This is a genomic window from Rhodococcus sp. Leaf247, assembly GCF_001426185.1.
Classification (GTDB): domain Bacteria; phylum Actinomycetota; class Actinomycetes; order Mycobacteriales; family Mycobacteriaceae; genus Rhodococcoides.
Map to the genome: position 1 here is coordinate 948,542 of NZ_LMRP01000002.1, position 16,237 is coordinate 964,778.

14 protein-coding genes are annotated in these 16,237 nt (G+C 67.6%); 9 read left to right on the top strand and 5 right to left on the bottom strand.

Annotated features, from left to right (window positions below; translation table 11 throughout):
- Positions 1 to 83 precede the first annotated feature (83 nt).
- Positions 84 to 1,928, top strand: coding sequence for a Na+/H+ antiporter NhaA (nhaA, locus tag ASG64_RS13800; RefSeq protein ID WP_056074072.1), 1,845 nt, complete (start codon positions 84 to 86; stop codon positions 1,926 to 1,928).
- Between the two features lie 6 nt (positions 1,929 to 1,934).
- Here nhaA and ASG64_RS13805 read toward each other — a convergent pair whose 3' ends face one another.
- Both ASG64_RS13805 and ASG64_RS13810 read right to left on the bottom strand, forming a co-directional pair.
- Positions 1,935 to 3,020, bottom strand: a complete 1,086-nt coding sequence (locus tag ASG64_RS13805; protein ID WP_056074073.1) for a DNA polymerase domain-containing protein — start codon at positions 3,018 to 3,020, stop codon at positions 1,935 to 1,937.
- 3 nt (positions 3,021 to 3,023) lie between these two features.
- Complete coding sequence (locus ASG64_RS13810; RefSeq protein ID WP_056074387.1) at positions 3,024 to 4,076, bottom strand: ATP-dependent DNA ligase; 1,053 nt, start codon at positions 4,074 to 4,076, stop codon at positions 3,024 to 3,026.
- A 54-nt stretch (positions 4,077 to 4,130) separates the two neighbouring features.
- On the opposite strand from ASG64_RS13810, the gene lppU reads away from it, so the two are divergent.
- Positions 4,131 to 4,721: an LppU family putative lipoprotein gene (gene lppU / locus ASG64_RS13815; RefSeq protein WP_056074074.1), complete on the top strand. Its 591-nt coding sequence runs from the start codon at positions 4,131 to 4,133 to the stop codon at positions 4,719 to 4,721.
- A complete protein-coding gene (locus ASG64_RS13820) occupies positions 4,718 to 6,094 on the top strand; it encodes an MFS transporter (RefSeq protein ID WP_056074075.1) in 1,377 nt (458 codons plus the stop codon). Before lppU ends, ASG64_RS13820 begins: the two co-directional genes overlap by 4 nt.
- Here the strand turns inward: ASG64_RS13820 and ASG64_RS13825 are convergent.
- On the bottom strand, positions 6,091 to 6,717 hold the full coding sequence (locus ASG64_RS13825; RefSeq protein ID WP_231568782.1) for a sigma-70 family RNA polymerase sigma factor: 627 nt from the start codon (positions 6,715 to 6,717) through the stop codon (positions 6,091 to 6,093). The genes ASG64_RS13820 and ASG64_RS13825 overlap by 4 nt on opposite strands.
- A 190-nt stretch (positions 6,718 to 6,907) precedes the next feature.
- Between ASG64_RS13825 and ilvD the strand changes: the two genes are divergently transcribed.
- Together ilvD and ASG64_RS13835 are read left to right on the top strand one after the other, a co-directional pair.
- The gene (gene ilvD / locus ASG64_RS13830; RefSeq protein ID WP_042576234.1) at positions 6,908 to 8,641 is read left to right on the top strand and encodes a dihydroxy-acid dehydratase; all 1,734 of its coding nucleotides are present in this window, start codon (positions 6,908 to 6,910) and stop codon (positions 8,639 to 8,641) included.
- A gap of 137 nt (positions 8,642 to 8,778) precedes the next feature.
- Positions 8,779 to 9,246, top strand: coding sequence for a DUF6764 family protein (locus ASG64_RS13835; RefSeq protein ID WP_056074076.1), 468 nt, complete (start codon positions 8,779 to 8,781; stop codon positions 9,244 to 9,246).
- Positions 9,247 to 9,308: 62 nt separating this feature from the next.
- Here ASG64_RS13835 and ASG64_RS13840 read toward each other — a convergent pair whose 3' ends face one another.
- Together ASG64_RS13840 and ASG64_RS13845 are read right to left on the bottom strand one after the other, a co-directional pair.
- Positions 9,309 to 9,980, bottom strand: a complete 672-nt coding sequence (locus ASG64_RS13840; RefSeq protein WP_042576369.1) for a S1 family peptidase — start codon at positions 9,978 to 9,980, stop codon at positions 9,309 to 9,311.
- Positions 9,981 to 10,040: 60 nt separating this feature from the next.
- Positions 10,041 to 10,733 carry a DUF6319 family protein gene (locus ASG64_RS13845; RefSeq protein ID WP_056074077.1) on the bottom strand — a complete coding sequence of 231 codons (693 nt, stop codon included), beginning with the start codon at positions 10,731 to 10,733 and terminating at the stop codon, positions 10,041 to 10,043.
- Positions 10,734 to 10,857: 124 nt separating this feature from the next.
- Here ASG64_RS13845 and ASG64_RS13850 point away from each other — a divergent pair, with 124 nt between their 5' ends.
- From ASG64_RS13850 to ASG64_RS13865, 4 genes are all read left to right on the top strand, one after another.
- The gene (locus tag ASG64_RS13850) at positions 10,858 to 11,340 is read left to right on the top strand and encodes a pyridoxamine 5'-phosphate oxidase family protein (protein ID WP_042576237.1); all 483 of its coding nucleotides are present in this window, start codon (positions 10,858 to 10,860) and stop codon (positions 11,338 to 11,340) included.
- Positions 11,341 to 11,485: 145 nt separating this feature from the next.
- Positions 11,486 to 13,732, top strand: a complete 2,247-nt coding sequence (locus tag ASG64_RS13855; RefSeq protein ID WP_056074078.1) for a glycerol-3-phosphate 1-O-acyltransferase — start codon at positions 11,486 to 11,488, stop codon at positions 13,730 to 13,732.
- Positions 13,729 to 15,183, top strand: coding sequence for an HAD-IB family hydrolase (locus tag ASG64_RS13860; protein ID WP_056074079.1), 1,455 nt, complete (start codon positions 13,729 to 13,731; stop codon positions 15,181 to 15,183). The genes ASG64_RS13855 and ASG64_RS13860 overlap by 4 nt, the downstream gene beginning before the upstream one ends.
- Positions 15,180 to 16,226, top strand: a complete 1,047-nt coding sequence (locus ASG64_RS13865; protein WP_056074080.1) for an adenylate/guanylate cyclase domain-containing protein — start codon at positions 15,180 to 15,182, stop codon at positions 16,224 to 16,226. Before ASG64_RS13860 ends, ASG64_RS13865 begins: the two co-directional genes overlap by 4 nt.
- Positions 16,227 to 16,237 lie beyond the last annotated feature (11 nt).

The following is a 16,237-nucleotide window of genomic DNA, read 5'->3' on the forward strand; positions in this document are numbered from 1 at the left end:
CACAGCGCCGCACCCGGTCACGGGTGCGGCGCTGTTGTAGTTTCATCGACGTGTCAGATTCGATCACCGCGCGCCCGACGCGTATGCAGAGCCTGATCGACAAGATCGCCGAAGCGCGGCGCGGCGACAGCAGCGAGACCATCGCTGCAGCATTCCTCCTCGTCGCAACCGTGGCGGCTCTGATCTGGGCGAACTCGCCGTGGGGTGAGACGTACCAGAGTTTCTGGCACACCCCTCTGTCCATCACACTCGGCGACCACGGCATCGAACTAGACCTGCAGCACTGGGTCAACGACGGTCTGATGGCGCTGTTCTTCTTCGTCGTCGGCCTGGAGGTCAAGCGAGAGTTCGCGATGGGTGAGCTGCGCGACCGTTCTCGCGCCGCGGTCCCCATCGTCGCCGCGATAGCCGGTCTCGCACTCCCTGCCCTGCTGTTCCTGGCGCTCAATCCGTCCGGTCCGGAGGCCGCCGCCTGGGGCGTCGTCATCTCGACGGACACCGCGTTCGTCGTCGGTCTGCTCGCCGTCGTCGGCCCGGCCCGCGCCGTCCGACTCCGCATCTTCCTGTTGACCCTCGCGGTCGCCGACGATGTGGGTGCCCTGGCCATCATCGCCGTCTTCTACACCGACGAGTTGAAGATCGGCCCGCTGATCGTCTCCCTCGTGGGCCTGGCGTTGATCGCGTCCCTGCGACGACTGAGAGTGTGGCGCGGCGCCGGCTACCTCGTCGTCTCGGTGGTCACGTGGGTCGCCATGTACGAGTCGGGGGTCCACCCCACTCTGGCAGGCGTCATGATCGCGCTGATCCTGCCCGTCTATCCGCCGCGACGCAGCGAGGTCGAGCACGCGGCAGCCCTCACGCGCGCGTTCCGCCAATCACCCAATCCCGAGTACGCCCGCGCGGCGCGTCTGGGCCTCGAGCGGGCCGTCTCGGTGAACGAGCGCCTGATGCGGCTGTATCAGCCGTACACGGCGTTCATCATCGTGCCGATCTTCGCGTTGGCCAACGCGGGTGTCGTCCTGAGTTCGGAGACGCTGAAGGCCGCGGCCACGTCGTCGTTGACGTGGGGCATCGTCCTCGGACTCGTCGGCGGCAAGTTCGTGGGCATCACCGGCGCGAGCGCGCTGTTCGCGAAACTGCGCCCCGGATCGATGACCCCCGGCCTCACGTTCCCTCAGATTGCCGGTGGCGCAGCACTGTCCGGGGTCGGCTTCACCATCTCCCTGTTCATCGTCGACCTGGCTCTCGACGATCAGGCACTGGCCGACCAGGCACGAGTGGGTGTGCTCAGTGCGTCCGTGATCGCCGCCCTTCTCGGGTGGTTGGTCTTCTCGCTGGGCAACCGGTTCGCGCCGCCGCCGGCCGAACCGTCGCTCGACCTGCTGCGCCCGGTCACCGCCAAGCGCGATCACATTCGCGGACCGGTCGACGCTCCCCTGACGATCGTCGAGTACGGCGATTTCGAGTGCCCGTTCTGCAGCAAGGCCACCGGAAGTACGCGGGAGGTCCGTGCGCACTTCGGCGACGACGTGCGCTACATCTTCCGCCACTACCCCCTCGACGACTATCACCCCCACGCGCGGTACGCGTCCGAGGCATCGGAAGCTGCTGCGGCGCAGGGCAAGTTCTGGGAGATGCACGACACGCTGTTCCTGCACAGTGATGCGCTCGAGCGCGACGACATCGACGTCTACGCGGCGGAGCTCGGACTCGACCTGGACAAGTTCGAGGACGACCTGCGCACCGGCGACTTCGTCACCCGCGTCGAGGACGACGAGATCGACGCGCTGACCAGTGAACTGCCGGGCACCCCCACCTTCTACCTGGGCGTGCAGGGCAGCGCTCCCCAGCGCCACACCGGCCCGCACGACGCGGCGACCATCATCCGCACGCTCGAATCGATGCGCGCCGCGTCCGTGCGCGACTGAGCGGACCTACTGCTCGGCCTTGTTCCCGTCCTCGTCCCAGTGCGCCGCAACCTTCTTGGACGGCTGGACGCGCGGTGGTTCGCCCGGCATCTTCGGGTAGTCGGGTGGGAAGTTGAGTTCGCCTCCGGGCAACGTGTTCCACAGGTCCAACAGGGGTTCCAGCGAGAAGGCCTCGTCGTCCATGTCGGCCCAGGGGTCGCCGCCGTCGCGGAGGTGGTCCGCGACGGTGACGATGTTGTAGACCGCGGGATCGTCGGTGTCCGCCAACTGGTCCCACGTCAGGGGCGTCGACACGGGCGCTCCCGGTCGCGCTCGCAGACTCCACGCACCGGCGATCGTGCGGTCGCGATTGTTCTGGTTGTAGTCGATGAACAGGCGCGACCCACGCTGCTCCTTCCACCATGCGGTGGTCACCGAGTCGTCTCGGCGCTCGAGTTCACGTCCCAGGCCGATGGCCGCGTGCCGCACGTCCTCGAAGCCCCACTCCGGTCGGATACGCACATACACGTGGACACCGCGGTTACCACTGGTCTTGACGAAACTGCGGATCCCCAACTCCTGCAACACATCGCGCGTCAGGAGCGCGACGCGACGCGCATCCGTGAACGTGGTTCCCGGCTGCGGATCGATGTCGATGCGGAGTTCGTCCGGGTGGTCCACGTCGGGCCGACGCACCGGCCACGGATGGAACGTGAGGGTTCCCATCTGCGCCGCCCAGACCAGAGCCGCCGGTTCCGACGGACACAGTTCCTCCGCGCGCCGCTTGCTGGGGAACGTGATCTCCACGGTCTCGATGTAGTCGGGAGCCCCACGCGGAAGGCGCTTCTGGTAGAAACCGTCGCCGCCCTTGTCCTGCGGGCCGGTGGCCAGACGCATCCCGTCGCGGTAGCCGTCGGGCCACCGTTCCATCGCCGTCGGTCGATCCCCCAGCGCCCGCACGATCGGCTCGCCGACGGACGCGAAGTACTCGCACACCTGGAGTTTGGTGATGTCGGGCGTCCGCGCCGTCGCCTCGTAGATGATCCGGTCGGGGCTGGACACGCGAACCTCGCGCTCACCCACCTGCACCATCGCTGCTGCACTCTTGGCCATGGTTCAGGCACCGTCCAGGATGTCGGCGACGTCGTACTCGGCGGGCACGTCGAGTTGGTCGTACGTGCAGCTCAGCGGGTCGCGGTCCGGGCGCCACCGGACGAACCTCGCGGCGTGACGGAGCCTCGACTTCTCCATCTGGTCGTACGCCACCTCGAGCACCCGCTCGGGGCGTACCGGGATCCACGTGCGATCCATTCCCGACCGCCAGCGGGTCTGCTCACCGTCGGCAACCACGTCGTCACCGACGCGGAGCGGTTCGAGTTCCGCCAGGTACGACAGCCGCTTCGCGTCGGTGAATGCCGAGGCGCCGCCGATCATCTGCAGCTGGTCCCCGTTGTACAGGCCGAGCAGCATCGACCCGATACCGTTGCCGCTCTTGTGGATCCGATACCCGATCAGCACACAGTCGGCGGTACGCGCGTGCTTGACCTTGATCATCTCGCGCTTGTTGGGCACGTAGACACCGTCCAACCGCTTGGCGACGACTCCGTCCAACCCGGCACCTTCGAAACGGTCGAACCAGTCGGTGGCCAGTGCGGCATCGTCCGTCACGCGGGTGACGTGGCAGCGCGGCGCAGTGCGGGATCCGTCGAGAATCGTCTCGAGCCGCGCACGTCGCTCGGCGAAGGGCAAGGCGGTGAGGTCGTCGTCGCCGAGCGCGAGGAGGTCGAACCCGATGAACTGCGCCGGCGTCTTCTCCGCCAGCATCCGCACCCGGCTGTCGGCCGGGTGGATGCGCTCGGACAGCGAATCCCAGTCGAGTCGCCAGGACCCGTCCGTCTCGAGCGCGACCACCAGTTCACCGTCGACGACGCACCTCTCGGGAAGCTCCTCCTTGACGGCGTCGACCATCTCGGGGAAGTAGCGCGCCAGATCCTTGCCTCCGCGCGACCCGAGGACCACCTCGTCGCCGTCGCGGAAGACGATGGTGCGGAAACCGTCCCATTTCGGCTCGTAGGACCACGTCGGATCACCCGACTCGGGCTGGTCGGGGACGACCTTCGCGGCCTTGGCGAGCATGGGCTGCAACGGGGGCGAGACTGGGAGATCCACATCGTCATCCTTACACGCGTGGATACGGTCGCCGGCGGGCATAAAGTGTCGTCCATGACCATTTCTCGGCGATCGTCCGCGGCCGCCATTCTGGCTGTCCTGGCAACGGTCGTGTTGGTGGCAGGGTGCTCGTCGACCGTGACCGGGACCGCCGTCGCCCAGCAGGACACCGTTCCCGCGACGGAACTCCCGAACGACACGTTGTTACCTCCGACGACGACGCCGTCGGGAACCGGTGGAGACGTCTCGATCGACGCGCAGGCAGGCGATTGCGTCCGCCTGGGCGGAACGGTCGACGACGCCACCATCGAGGAGGCCCCGTGCGGGTCGCCCGAGTCGAACTACCGCGTGGTCTCCGCGGAGACCTCGGTCGACTTCTGCCCGTCCGACGTCGATCAGACCTATTACGAGACCCTGAACGGTGTCGAGCAGGGCGCACTGTGCCTCGACATCGACTTCGTCGTGGGTGGCTGCATGGATCTCGGCACGCCCGATCCCGAACGCAGCGACTGCGACGCGTCGATGATCGAGGGTGTGCGCGTCGTCGAGATCCTGCAGGGAACGTCCGACGAGAACGACTGCTCCTCGGACCAGAGTTACGTCTACGACGAGCGTGACTTCGTCGTCTGCTTCGACCCCGCGTGACGACGCCGTCCGCGTCGACGGTCCCACTGGCGTCGGCACGCGGTCGGTGGATCGTCCTGGCCACCGTGCTGGGATCGACGCTGTCTCTGCTCGACGGGACCGTCGTCACCATCGCGCTCCCCGACATCGGAACCGATCTGGGCGCGGACGTCAGCGGCCTGCAGTGGACGGTCACCGGATACACACTGACTCTGGCTGCCTTCGTGCTGCTGGGAGGGTCGCTGGGTGACCGCTTCGGCCGCCGACGGATCTTCGTGCTGGGAACCGTCTGGTTCGCGGCCGCGTCGGTGGCGTGCGGGCTCGCGCCGAACGTCGAGTTCCTCGTGCTGGCCCGCGTGGTGCAGGGCGTCGGCGCGGCGCTGGTGACTCCCGGATCGCTCGCCATCCTGTCCGCGTCGATCGACTCGAAGGATCGCGGTGCCGCCATCGGCCTGTGGTCCGGCTTCGGAGGAATCGGGTCGGCTGTCGGTCCGCTGCTGGGCGGCTGGTTGGTCGAGTTCGTGGGGTGGCGATCGATCTTCTGGATCAACGTCCCCCTCGCCGTGGCCGTCGTCGCCGTGACGCTCCGTCACGTTCCCGAGACCCGTGACCCCGAGGCGAGCGGCCGACTCGACCTTCCGGGTGCCGTCGTGATCGCCGGTGGCCTGGCCGCCCTCACCTATGGGGCGATCTACGGTCGGTGGCTACCGGTGGTCCTGGGGCTTGTCGCGGTCGCCGTCTTCGTCGTGATCGAACGTCGGACGCTGCACCCGCTGGTCCCACCGTCGCTGTTCTCGTCGTCGGTGTTCGTCGCGGCGAACGTCGTCACGTTCGCGGCCTACGCGGCGCTCGGCGGCGTGTTCTTCCTGTTACTGCTCCAACTGCAGGTCGCTCTCGGCTACACCGCGCTGGCGGCAGGCGTCGCGACTCTGCCCATCACGGCGGCCCTTCTGCTGCTGTCCGCCCGAGCCGGTGCGCTGGCGGGCCGGATCGGACCGAGGTTGCCGATGACGATCGGGCCCACCGTCGCTGCCGTGGGACTGGTTCTGATGATCCGCATCGTTCCGGGATCGTCCTACGTCGGGTCCGTGCTGCCCGCCGTGATCGTGTTCGGCGTCGGCCTCTCGCTGCTGGTCGCCCCGTTGACGTCCGCGGTGATCGGCGCCGCTTCCGCGTCGCACGCGGGCACGGCGTCCGCGGTGAACAACGCGGTGGCGCGGACGTCCCAGCTGCTCGCGGTAGCAGCCATCCCGGGCATCGTCGGGATCTCGGGCGAGCTCGACCCGAACCAGTTCTCGTCGGGTTTCCGCAGCGCGATGCTGCTGTGCGCGGGCATGCTCGCTCTCGCGGGCGTCATCGCCGCCGTCACGATACGGTCGCCGAGAAGGTCCTAGGCGATGTCGGCGAGGCAGGCGATCCGCGGATCGACGCGCATCTTCGCCAGCGCGCTACGGATGCGCGACTTCATCGTCGACACCGGCACACCCATCCGGTCGGCCGCTTCCGCGTAGGTCAGTCCCTCGAAGAACGCCATGAACAGGCATTCCCTCTGACGACCCGACAGTTCCGACATCGCGTCGATGACGGGTCGGCGGTCCAGGAAGCGGTCCGAGGTGTCCGTCGATCCGGTCGCCGCGTCGAGCATGGCGTACTTCGATTCACGATCGGTGCGCGACTGCTCGGAGCGGACACGGTCGATCGCGCGGCGATGAGCCATCGTGACCAGCCACGCCGCCGGCGATCCCTGGGCCGGGGAGAAGGTCGGTGCCTTCTGCCAGACCTCGAGGTAGACGTCCTGGACGCACTCCTCGGAGAACCCACGGTCGCGGAGCACACGGAGCACTGCGCCGTAGACCCGCGACGAGGTCGCGTCGTAGAAACGGGCGAATGCCTCACGGTCTCCGCGCCCGACGGCCTGGAGCAGAGCGGACAGCTCCGCTGTCGATCGCGACGTCGGACGGGCCGATGATGCCTCCGCGGAATCTTCCGTAATAGGTTGAGCGACAGTTGTATTCACGGTTCTCACCTCGATCCGTCGAACGCCGGTGGTGCTTTCGACAGGCACGACGATGCCAGGGCGACCAGTCGGTAGCGCATCGCGAGTGTCGCGATCAGGTCACTGGTTGATAACGGCAAGGTAACGGTGCTCGGGGGTGTTGCGGACCACCCGATCAGGGGCGTCACCGGTGCGGTCTAGGGTTTTTGCCATGAGCAGCACCCCTTCAGATGCCACTGCCCCCACCAGCACCGATGCCGCGGACGTCAAGCCCCGTAGCCGCGACGTCACCGACGGTCTGGAGAAGACTGCCGCGCGCGGGATGCTGCGCGCAGTAGGCATGGGAGATGCGGACTGGGGCAAATCCCAGATCGGTGTCGCCTCGTCCTGGAACGAGATCACGCCGTGCAACCTCTCCCTCGACCGCCTGGCCAAGGCCGTCAAGGAAGGCGTGCACAGCGGGGGCGGCTTCCCGCTCGAGTTCGGCACCATCTCCGTCTCCGACGGCATCTCCATGGGCCACGAGGGCATGCACTTCTCCCTCGTCTCACGCGAGGTCATCGCCGACTCCGTGGAAACCGTGATCAGCGCGGAACGCCTCGACGGTTCCGTGCTGCTCGCCGGTTGCGACAAGTCCCTCCCCGGCATGCTGATGGCGGCCGCGCGTCTCGACCTGGCCAGCGTCTTCCTCTACGCGGGATCCACGCTGCCCGGCTTCGCGACGCTGTCCGACGGCAGCGAGCACCAGGTCACCATCATCGACGCGTTCGAAGCGGTGGGGGCGTGTTCGCGCGGCCTCATGTCGCGTGAGGACGTCGACACGATCGAGCGCGCCATCTGTCCCGGCGAAGGCGCCTGCGGCGGCATGTACACCGCCAACACGATGGCCAGCGCGGCCGAGGCCATGGGTATGTCGCTTCCCGGTAGCGCAGCCCCGCCCGCCCCCGACAAGCGTCGTGACGGATTCGCGCGTGCCAGCGGCGAGGCCGTCGTGGAGTTGCTGCGCCGCGGCATCACCGCGCGCGACATCATGACCAAGGAAGCGTTCGAGAATGCCATTGCCGTCGTCATGGCGTTCGGTGGGTCCACCAACGCCGTCCTGCACCTGTTGGCCATCGCCTACGAGGCCGACGTCGAACTGACGCTCGACGACTTCGTGCGCGTGGGCTCGAAGGTCCCGCACCTCGCGGACGTCAAGCCTTTCGGTCGCCACGTCATGACGGACGTCGACCGCATCGGCGGCGTTCCCGTCGTCATGAAGGCGCTTCTCGACGCCGGCCTGCTGCACGGCGACTGCCTCACCGTCACCGGCAAGACCGTCGCGGAGAACCTCGCCGACATCGCTCCCCCGGATCCCGACGGCCTGGTGCTGCGCGCGATGAGCGAGCCGATCCACCCCACCGGCGGCATCACCATCCTCAAGGGCTCGCTGGCTCCCGGCGGCGCCGTCGTCAAGTCCGCGGGCTTCGACTCCGACGTCTTCGAGGGCACCGCACGCATCTTCGAGCGTGAGCGCGCCGCCATGGACGCACTCGAGGACGGCACCATCACCGCGGGCGACGTCGTCGTCATCCGCTACGAGGGCCCGAAGGGTGGACCGGGCATGCGCGAGATGCTCGCCATCACCGGCGCCATCAAGGGCGCAGGCCTGGGCAAGGACGTCCTCCTGATGACGGACGGCCGGTTCTCGGGCGGCACCACCGGCCTGTGCGTCGGACACATCGCTCCCGAAGCCGTCGACGGTGGACCCATCGCACTGGTGAAGGACGGCGACAAGATCCGTCTCGACGTCGGCAAGGGCACGCTGGACCTGCTGGTCGACGAGGCGGAACTCGAATCGCGTCGCGCCGACTGGGCCCCGCTGCCTCCGCGCTACACCCGCGGTGTGCTGGCCAAGTACTCCAAGCTGGTCGGCTCGGCCTCGCAGGGCGCTGTCTGCAGCTGAGACCGCACCGTTACCAACGTGTGATGACTCCGTGATCTCAGCGGACGTTGGGTGATACCGGGCGGGGGCACTCTTCAAGGACAGACGCGGCAGCACTCGTTGCCGTCGACCGTATTCGGGAGAGGGCAACCCACACCATGTCAGTAGTGAAGAAGACAATCGCCGGAGCGTTCGGTATCGCGCTGGGTGTGGCTGCATTCCTGCCCGCAACCGCGTCGGCAGCACCGGTCACCGCATGCCAGGCGCCGTTCGGTGCGGACGCTGTTCCCGCCGACGGCCTCTGCGAGGCCACCAGCGATGCGAGCAGCGCCGCTGCCGCCTACGGGAACGCGTCGGCCGACGCCAGCCGTAACGCACTGGCTCTCGCGCTCGGCCTCAACGGCGGCACTGCCAGCAGCAGCGCGGTCGGCTTCGCCGCACCCGCCGCCATCGCGTTCGGACCGGGCAGCGTCGCCGACGCCCTCGGCCTGAACCCGGGTCTGTCCATCGCGATCGCCGGACCGGGCTCGACCGTCACGGTCGACTCCCTCGGCGGCGTCACCTGCGACGGCCCCGGCTTCGCCGGCGACCTGACCACGCTGAAGGCGTGCTTGCGCGTCAACTGATCCCCACGAAGAAGGCCGTGACTCCTGGAAAAGAGTCACGGCCTTTTTCGTGCAACGGGCATTTACGGCGTGGGAACGAATCCGGTGCCGACGCCGCCGCCGCGGTTGATGTCGTCGAAGACGGTCTGGATGTTGGTGCCGACCTCGGGTCCGATGCACGGCACGCCGAGGTACGCGTTCACCATGCCCACCAGCGTGGTGCCGGCGACGACGGGGCCGCCCGAGTCACCCTGCTGGACGCAGATCTGCGTGTAGGTGCGGTCGTTCTGGAAGAGCTCACCGTAGGTGATGCCGCACGTGTTGCCCGTCGTGCGACCCTCCTTGCACATGATGCCGGGGAACAGCGCCGGAGCGCCGACGCCGGTGATGGTCACGTTGCCGACGCGGTTGGTCGGTGCGACCCGTCCGCGGTCGAACTCGATGACGGCGTAGTCCAGGCCGGGTACCGAGGAGACGATGCGCCCGACTGCCCCCGCGTCGGGAAGGTATTCCGCACCGATCAGATCTCCGGGAACACCGCAGTGACCTGCGGTGAGTCCGACCAGCCGACCGGCCGCATCGTTACCGATGGTGGTCAAGGTGCAGTCGAACTTTCCCTTGCCGGCGCTGTCCGCGACCAGTAGGCCGGATCCTCCGCCGAGTACTGCGACGGGTGCGGCGGCCGCTGTTCCGGCACCGAGTCCACCGGCGAGCGCCAGTGCGGTGGTAGCGACGAGCACGAGTTTCTTGAGCATGTATTCCCCTCCGAGGTCACGCACACCGTAGCAATACGTGACGCGGGGTTCGTACGACTTCTACTCGTTCTTCAATCTGTCCAGCGCTCGGCGGGCCTCGTCGAGCTCCCGACTCAGCGCCTCGACGCGTTCGAGCGCGGCTGCGCGAGCGGCCTCGATCTTCTCCTCCACGGCTGCCGACGCCGCCTCGTCGCCGAGTTCGCGGACCGCCCGCAGGACCCGGTCGGCGGACACGTCGGCGGGCTTGGCCACCTTCTTCGCACCGTGGGACACCGTCACGGTCCACTGATCGTCGGGGCCGGAGGTGACGGTGACCGACACCGGAGCCGGCTGCGCCTTCGTGCGCCGCGCCGGGCGAGCCGGGGGCTTGACGGACGTCTCGGGAGCAAGCGCGGGGGCTTGGGCTGGGGCTGGGGCTGGAACGATCACCTCTGCCTTCGGCGCCGGCCTGCGAGCGGGAACCTTCGCGGCCTTGCGGGGAGGTTCCGGCGCATCCTTGCTGATCCGCAATTCGTCCGCCTCGTACGGCAACTGGTCGTCGACGCCCTTGGGGCTGACCGTGACCGTGGTGCCGTCGACGGACAGCACGCGTGCGGAGGCACCCGCCTCCAACCCGAGGGACGGGGTCGCCTCGCGGAGATAGACGGTGACGCGACGACCGGCAGCGAGACCGGCCTCGATGGTCGCGAGGTCCTCGGACGTCAAGGCGTCACCGGGGACGCGGGCGGCGCGGCGCCGGGCGGGAGCGCTCAATTCGGGTGCCTCTTCTCGCAAATATCGGGTGCTCGGCTGAGCCAGGGCAAAGTTTCGCACGAGCCACCGACACACTTCCCGCTCCGTTCGATTGCGACGCGCTCGAGTCGGGTAGCCGGTCGGCATGACTACTGATGGAACCGCACGCGTCGCCGACCTCATGTCCGACGCGAAACTCTGCATGTTCACCACCAAGGGCACCGACGGACACCTGAAGTCGCGGCCGATGGCGTTGCAGGAGACCGAGTTCGACGGCGATCTCTGGTTCTTCGCGGCGAACGACTCGCGCAAGGTCGCCGACATCGGCGTCGACCCCTCGGTCAACGTCTCGTTCCAGTCGGGCACCTCGTGGGTGTCCCTGTCGGGACGCGCGAGTGTCGTACGTGACGACGCCAAGAAGAAGGACCTCTGGAGCCAGGGCGTCGCGGCCTGGTTCGAGAACGGACCCGAGTCGGACGAGGTCGTCCTGCTCCGCGTCGAGGCAGAGGGCGCCGAGTTCTGGTCCGCGCCGGGCTCGAAGGTCTCCACACTGATCGCGTACGCCAAGTCGCGGATCACCGGAGACAAGCCGGACGTGGGTGACAACGAAACCGTCGACATGTCGTGACGAGTTCTCCACCGCGGGAGCGGCCCCGGGCGTAGCGTTGCGGCCAACCGCACAGCGGGCGCCGACTTCTCGTGTCGGTCGCTCGTGGTCCATCACATGCACGGGCCCACCGCCGGTGGCTCCTCCCGGGGGAAGGCGAGCAGTCATGTCTCAACTCGATTCGACGGGGTTTCCGACGACGGACGATCCACCGCCGTCCGATGGTCACGGCCAGGTCTTCCTGATCGATGCCGTCTCCGACGTCGACGTCCACGCCGCGAACGACTGGATCGATCGGCACCACGACGACGGTCGACCCGAATCCGTGGTCATGACCGGTAAAGCCCTCGACGAGCTCACCGACCGTAGCGGCGGTTACGACCCGTTGGTGACGCCGCTGAGAGTCAGTTGGACCAAGAAGCCGCGCCGAGGCCTGCGGGTGTGGGCCGGTGCTCAGCGCGGCGAGCCGCGAGTCATCGTCGGCGAGCCGGCACTGCTGACCGATCTGACGGAGCGTTTCCGCGCCTCGGGCGGCCGATCGCTCAGTTCCTACATCTCCCGCCAGGCCAGTCTGACGTTGGACAAGGCCGAGCGCGAGGTCATCGGCAGCGAGTACAAGGTCCCGCGGTTCGTCGTCGAGGAGATGACGGAGCGTTCGCAGTTCCGCGCCGACCTGGCGGAACTGGCGGCGTCGGTCGACAAGCCGGTGTCGGCGGTCAATTCCCGCGTGCACGAGATTCTCGACGAGATGGTCGCGACGGAGAACAAGCGCGCCGTCGAATTGTGGGGACAGCTCGGCGCGTTCTTCTCGCGCGCCTACCGCGTCGAGGTGGACACCGACCGGGTCGCCGAACTGCGGGAACTGGACAAGTCCTTCCCGCTGGTCTTCCTGCCGAACCACAGGTCGTACCTCGATCCGCTGGTGCTGCGGCCCGCCCTTCTCGAGCAGGGGTTCCCCCTCAACCACGTCATGGGCGGCATCAACGTCGGCTTCTGGCCGATCGGCCCCCTGGCGAAGCGCAGTGGCGTGGTGCTGATCCAGCGCAAGTTCTCCGACGCCGTCTACAAGTGGACTCTGCGTCAGTACATGAGCTTCCTGCTGAGCAAGAAGTTCAACCTCGAGTGGTACATCGAGGGTGGCCGATCCCGCACCGGCAAGCTTCGTCCCCCACGGTTCGGCCTGCTGAGTTACCTGTTCGACGCCCTGGAGAACAGCACCGCCGCCGACGCCTACCTGGTGCCCACGTCGATCACGTACGACCGGCTGCACGAGGTCGGCGAGATGGCGAAGGAGTCGCACGGCGCGCAGAAGCAGGCCGAGGGCATCAAGATGGCCATCGGATACGTGCGCGCCCAGGGACAGATCCGCGGCACCGTGTACCTGCGCTTCGGCAAGCCCATGTCGGCGCGCGGATTCCTCGACGAGTACGACGACAAGCGCGTCGCCGTCCAGCGCGCCGCGCTGGCGGTGTCGCACGCCATCAACGAATCCACGCCCGTCAGTCCCGCGGCGCTCGTCGCGATGGCCATGCTGGGTATCGAGGACCGTGCGCTGAATCAGCGTGAGATGTGGTCGATCGTCGAGCCGCTCGCGCAGTACGTCCACCAGCGCGGGCTGCCGACGGCCGGCGGTATCGACCTGACCGACATCGAGGTCATGACGGCCGCGGTGCGTGCGCAGGTGGCCGCCGGTGTGGTGACGCGGTTCGACGACGGTCCGGAGCCGCTGTTCCTCCTCGCCCAGGACAAGCATCTGGTCGCATCCTTCTTCCGCAACAACGCGATCCACTTCTTCGTCATGCGGGCCATCGGTGAGCTGGTGGTCCTGCGGACCGAGGACTGCCCCACCGGGTCCGTCGCTGCGGACGACCTGTGGAAGTCCGCGCTCGAACTGCGGGATCTGCTCAAGTTCGAGTTCTTCTTCGGAGAGAAGAAGGAATTCGGCGAGCGCCTCGAGGACGAGGTGACGATGATCGATCCGGAGTGGCGCACCGGGCTCGATCACCAGGGATACGCTTTGAAGTCGTTGCAGTCACAGCCTTTCCACCTCGCGCACCGTGTTCTGCAACCCATCTTCGAGGCGTACCAGGTGGTCGCCGACCAGTTGACGACGCTCGCCCCGGGCGTCGAACTGGACAAACCGGCGTTCCTGAAGGAGTGCATGGGCGTGGCGCAGTCACGCCGGCTGCGTCAGCAGCTCGAGCACAGCGAGGCCATCTCGAACGAATTGTTCGACACCGCACTGCAACTCGCCGATAATCGCGGCCTGCTCGATCCCTCCGGTGACGCAGTCGCCGAGCGCCGTGCCGCGTTCGCCGCCGAAATTGCCGCGTGGGGACACGTAGCCCGACGCATCCGGACGATGGTGCACGTCTCTCTCGACTCGGTCGACACCCACGGAGGAACCCGGTGACCACCACGCATCCCGCGCGAACGTTCGACGACCTGATCGCCGACGTCGCGGCGGCGCCCGAGGGCCCGGACGTCGTGGCGTTCTTCGACTTCGACGGAACCGTGATCGACGGGTACTCCGCGACAGCGGTGTTCAAGGAGCGGCTGCGCCGATTCGACGTCGATCTGTTCGAGCTGTGGGAGATCAGCAGCGCGGTGGTGGAGATGCGCGTGCGCGGCACCACCGTCGACAATCTGATGGACAAGGCCGTGCGCGCCCTCGCAGGCAAGACTCACGACGAACTTCTCGACCAGGCCTACCGCCTGTTCCGGTCCGAGATCGCATCGCAGATCTTTCCGCAGGTCCGCACGCTGATCGCCGCCCACCGCCGGGCCGGTCATCGCGTGGTGATGTCGACGTCGGCAACTCCGTACCAGGCGCAGCCCGTGGTCGACGATCTGACGTTCGACGACTTGATCTGCACCCACCCTGAGATCGCCGAGGACGGCGTGCTCACCGGACTTCTCGACGGCAAATCCTTGTGGGGCCCGCGTAAGGCGGAAGCCATCGAGGACTGGGCGACCGAGGCGGGCGTCGACACGGACATCTGCTTCGGCTACTCGAACGGCGTCGAGGACGTCCCGATGCTGGAGACGGTAGGACGACCTGTCGCGCTCAACCCCGACCCGGAACTCGATCGGATCGCGCAGAACCGCGGATGGTCGCGTGTGCAGCTCCGCAAACCCACGCGGGGAGCCGACCTGACCTCGACGGTCCGCAGCGTCGCCGCATTGGGCTCGGTCCTGGCCAGTGCCGGACTGGGCGCGACGATGGGCATCCTCAGCGGGAGCCGCCGCGTCGGAGCGAACGTCACCAACGCCGTCGCACCCGAGGTCGCACTGGCTCTGACGGGGGTCACGGTCGAGGTGATCGACGAGGAGAACGCGTGGTCGCACCGACCCGCGGTCTTCATGTTCAACCATCAGTCGTCGATGGACATGATCGTCGTCGCACGGGTCCTCCGACGCGACATCACGGCCGTCGCGAAGAAGGAACTCAGCCGCGACCCACGGTTCGCTCCCCTCGGCGCCCTGTTCGACGTCGCGTACGTCGACCGGTCCAACAATGCCGCGGCCCGCGAGGCCATGAAGCCCGCGATCGACAAACTGCACAGCGGCGTCTCCGTGGCCGTCGCCCCGGAAGGCACGCGCATGCCCACCGCCCGACTAGGACGGTTCAAGAAGGGCGGGTTCCACCTCGCTCTGGAGGCCGGAGTTCCTGTCGTGCCGCTCATCCTGCAGGGGGCGGGTGACGTCATGTGGAAGTCGTCGTTCACCGCGCACCCCGGAACGGTCACCGTCACCGTCGGGGCCCCGATCCTGACCACGGACTGGTCGCTGGACACTCTCGACGACCATATCGCCGAGGTCCGCGGCGTCTTCGAACGAACGCTGGACGACGTTCGACGATGACGGATCACGACAACGACGACGTCCCCCGCACGTTCCGCCAGGCGGATGTCGAGCAGACGCTCCTCGGCGAGGAGGCGAAGTTTTCGCGAGATCAGGTGGCCGAACGGGCCGGCGTCGATCTGGAACGCGCACAACAGCTCTGGGTCGCCATGGGGTTCCCGACGGATCCCGATCCGGATGTCGTCATGTACACCGACGCCGATGTCGACGCGCTGAAGCTGATCACCACCATGGTCGACACGAACGTGGTCGAGAAGTCGATGGAGGTCGCTGTCGCCCGCACCCTGGGGCAGTCGATGTCGCGCCTCGCGGAGTGGCAGGTGGGCGTCGTCAATTCCTACATCGCCACCCGTATCGCCGATGCCGAGGCGGCGTCCGAATCGGATCGCGACGCCATCCGCGCCGAGGCCAGAGTCATCGCCGCGGAGACCGTGCCGTCGATCGAGCAGCTGCAGAACTACGTCTGGCGGCGCCATCTCGCCGCGGCGTCCGGACGCGCGCTCGCGGTGGACGCGTCGGGCGACACGCGCAACGTCGTGGCGGTCGGCTTCGCGGACATGGTCGGCTACACCTCCCTCACCCGACGTCTCGACGTGGAAGCGCTCACCTCTCTGCTCGAGGAGTTCGAGTCCGTCGCCACCGGCATCATTGCCCGTGGTCACGGCTCCGTGGTCAAGAACGTCGGCGACGAGGTGATGTTCCAGGCGGCGACGGCCGCGGATGCCGCCCGGATCGCACTCCACCTGCACGAGGCGTTCGACGACCGCGACGACGTACCGGCGTTGCGCGTGGGTATCGCGGTGGGCCCGGCGCTGGCCCGTTTCGGCGATCTGTACGGGTCCGTGGTCAACATCGCGGCACGCCTGACCAGCAATGCGCACCCCGGCACGGTCCTCGTGGACAGCGAGACGGCCGACGCCTTGGCAGGGCAGGACGAGTTCTATCTGAAATCGCTCAGGCCGCTGCGGGTGCGCGGGTTCAGCAAGCTGCGGACCTATGCGCTGCGCTGGAACAAGCAGAGGGAAGCATCGCCGCCGTCCTGACGTTGTAAAGT

Bases quoted from the DNA above. Each gene is read 5' to 3' on its own strand.
- nhaA (WP_056074072.1), top strand. From the start codon at position 84: ATGCAGAGCCTGATCGACAAGATCGCCGAAGCGCGGCGCGGCGACAGC.
- ASG64_RS13805 (WP_056074073.1), bottom strand. From the start codon at position 3,020: ATGGCCAAGAGTGCAGCAGCGATGGTGCAGGTGGGTGAGCGCGAGGTT.
- lppU (WP_056074074.1), top strand. From the start codon at position 4,131: ATGACCATTTCTCGGCGATCGTCCGCGGCCGCCATTCTGGCTGTCCTG.
- ilvD (WP_042576234.1), top strand. From the start codon at position 6,908: ATGAGCAGCACCCCTTCAGATGCCACTGCCCCCACCAGCACCGATGCC.
- ASG64_RS13835 (WP_056074076.1), top strand. From the start codon at position 8,779: ATGTCAGTAGTGAAGAAGACAATCGCCGGAGCGTTCGGTATCGCGCTG.
- ASG64_RS13840 (WP_042576369.1), bottom strand. From the start codon at position 9,980: ATGCTCAAGAAACTCGTGCTCGTCGCTACCACCGCACTGGCGCTCGCC.
- ASG64_RS13850 (WP_042576237.1), top strand. From the start codon at position 10,858: ATGACTACTGATGGAACCGCACGCGTCGCCGACCTCATGTCCGACGCG.
- ASG64_RS13855 (WP_056074078.1), top strand. From the start codon at position 11,486: ATGTCTCAACTCGATTCGACGGGGTTTCCGACGACGGACGATCCACCG.
- ASG64_RS13865 (WP_056074080.1), top strand. From the start codon at position 15,180: ATGACGGATCACGACAACGACGACGTCCCCCGCACGTTCCGCCAGGCG.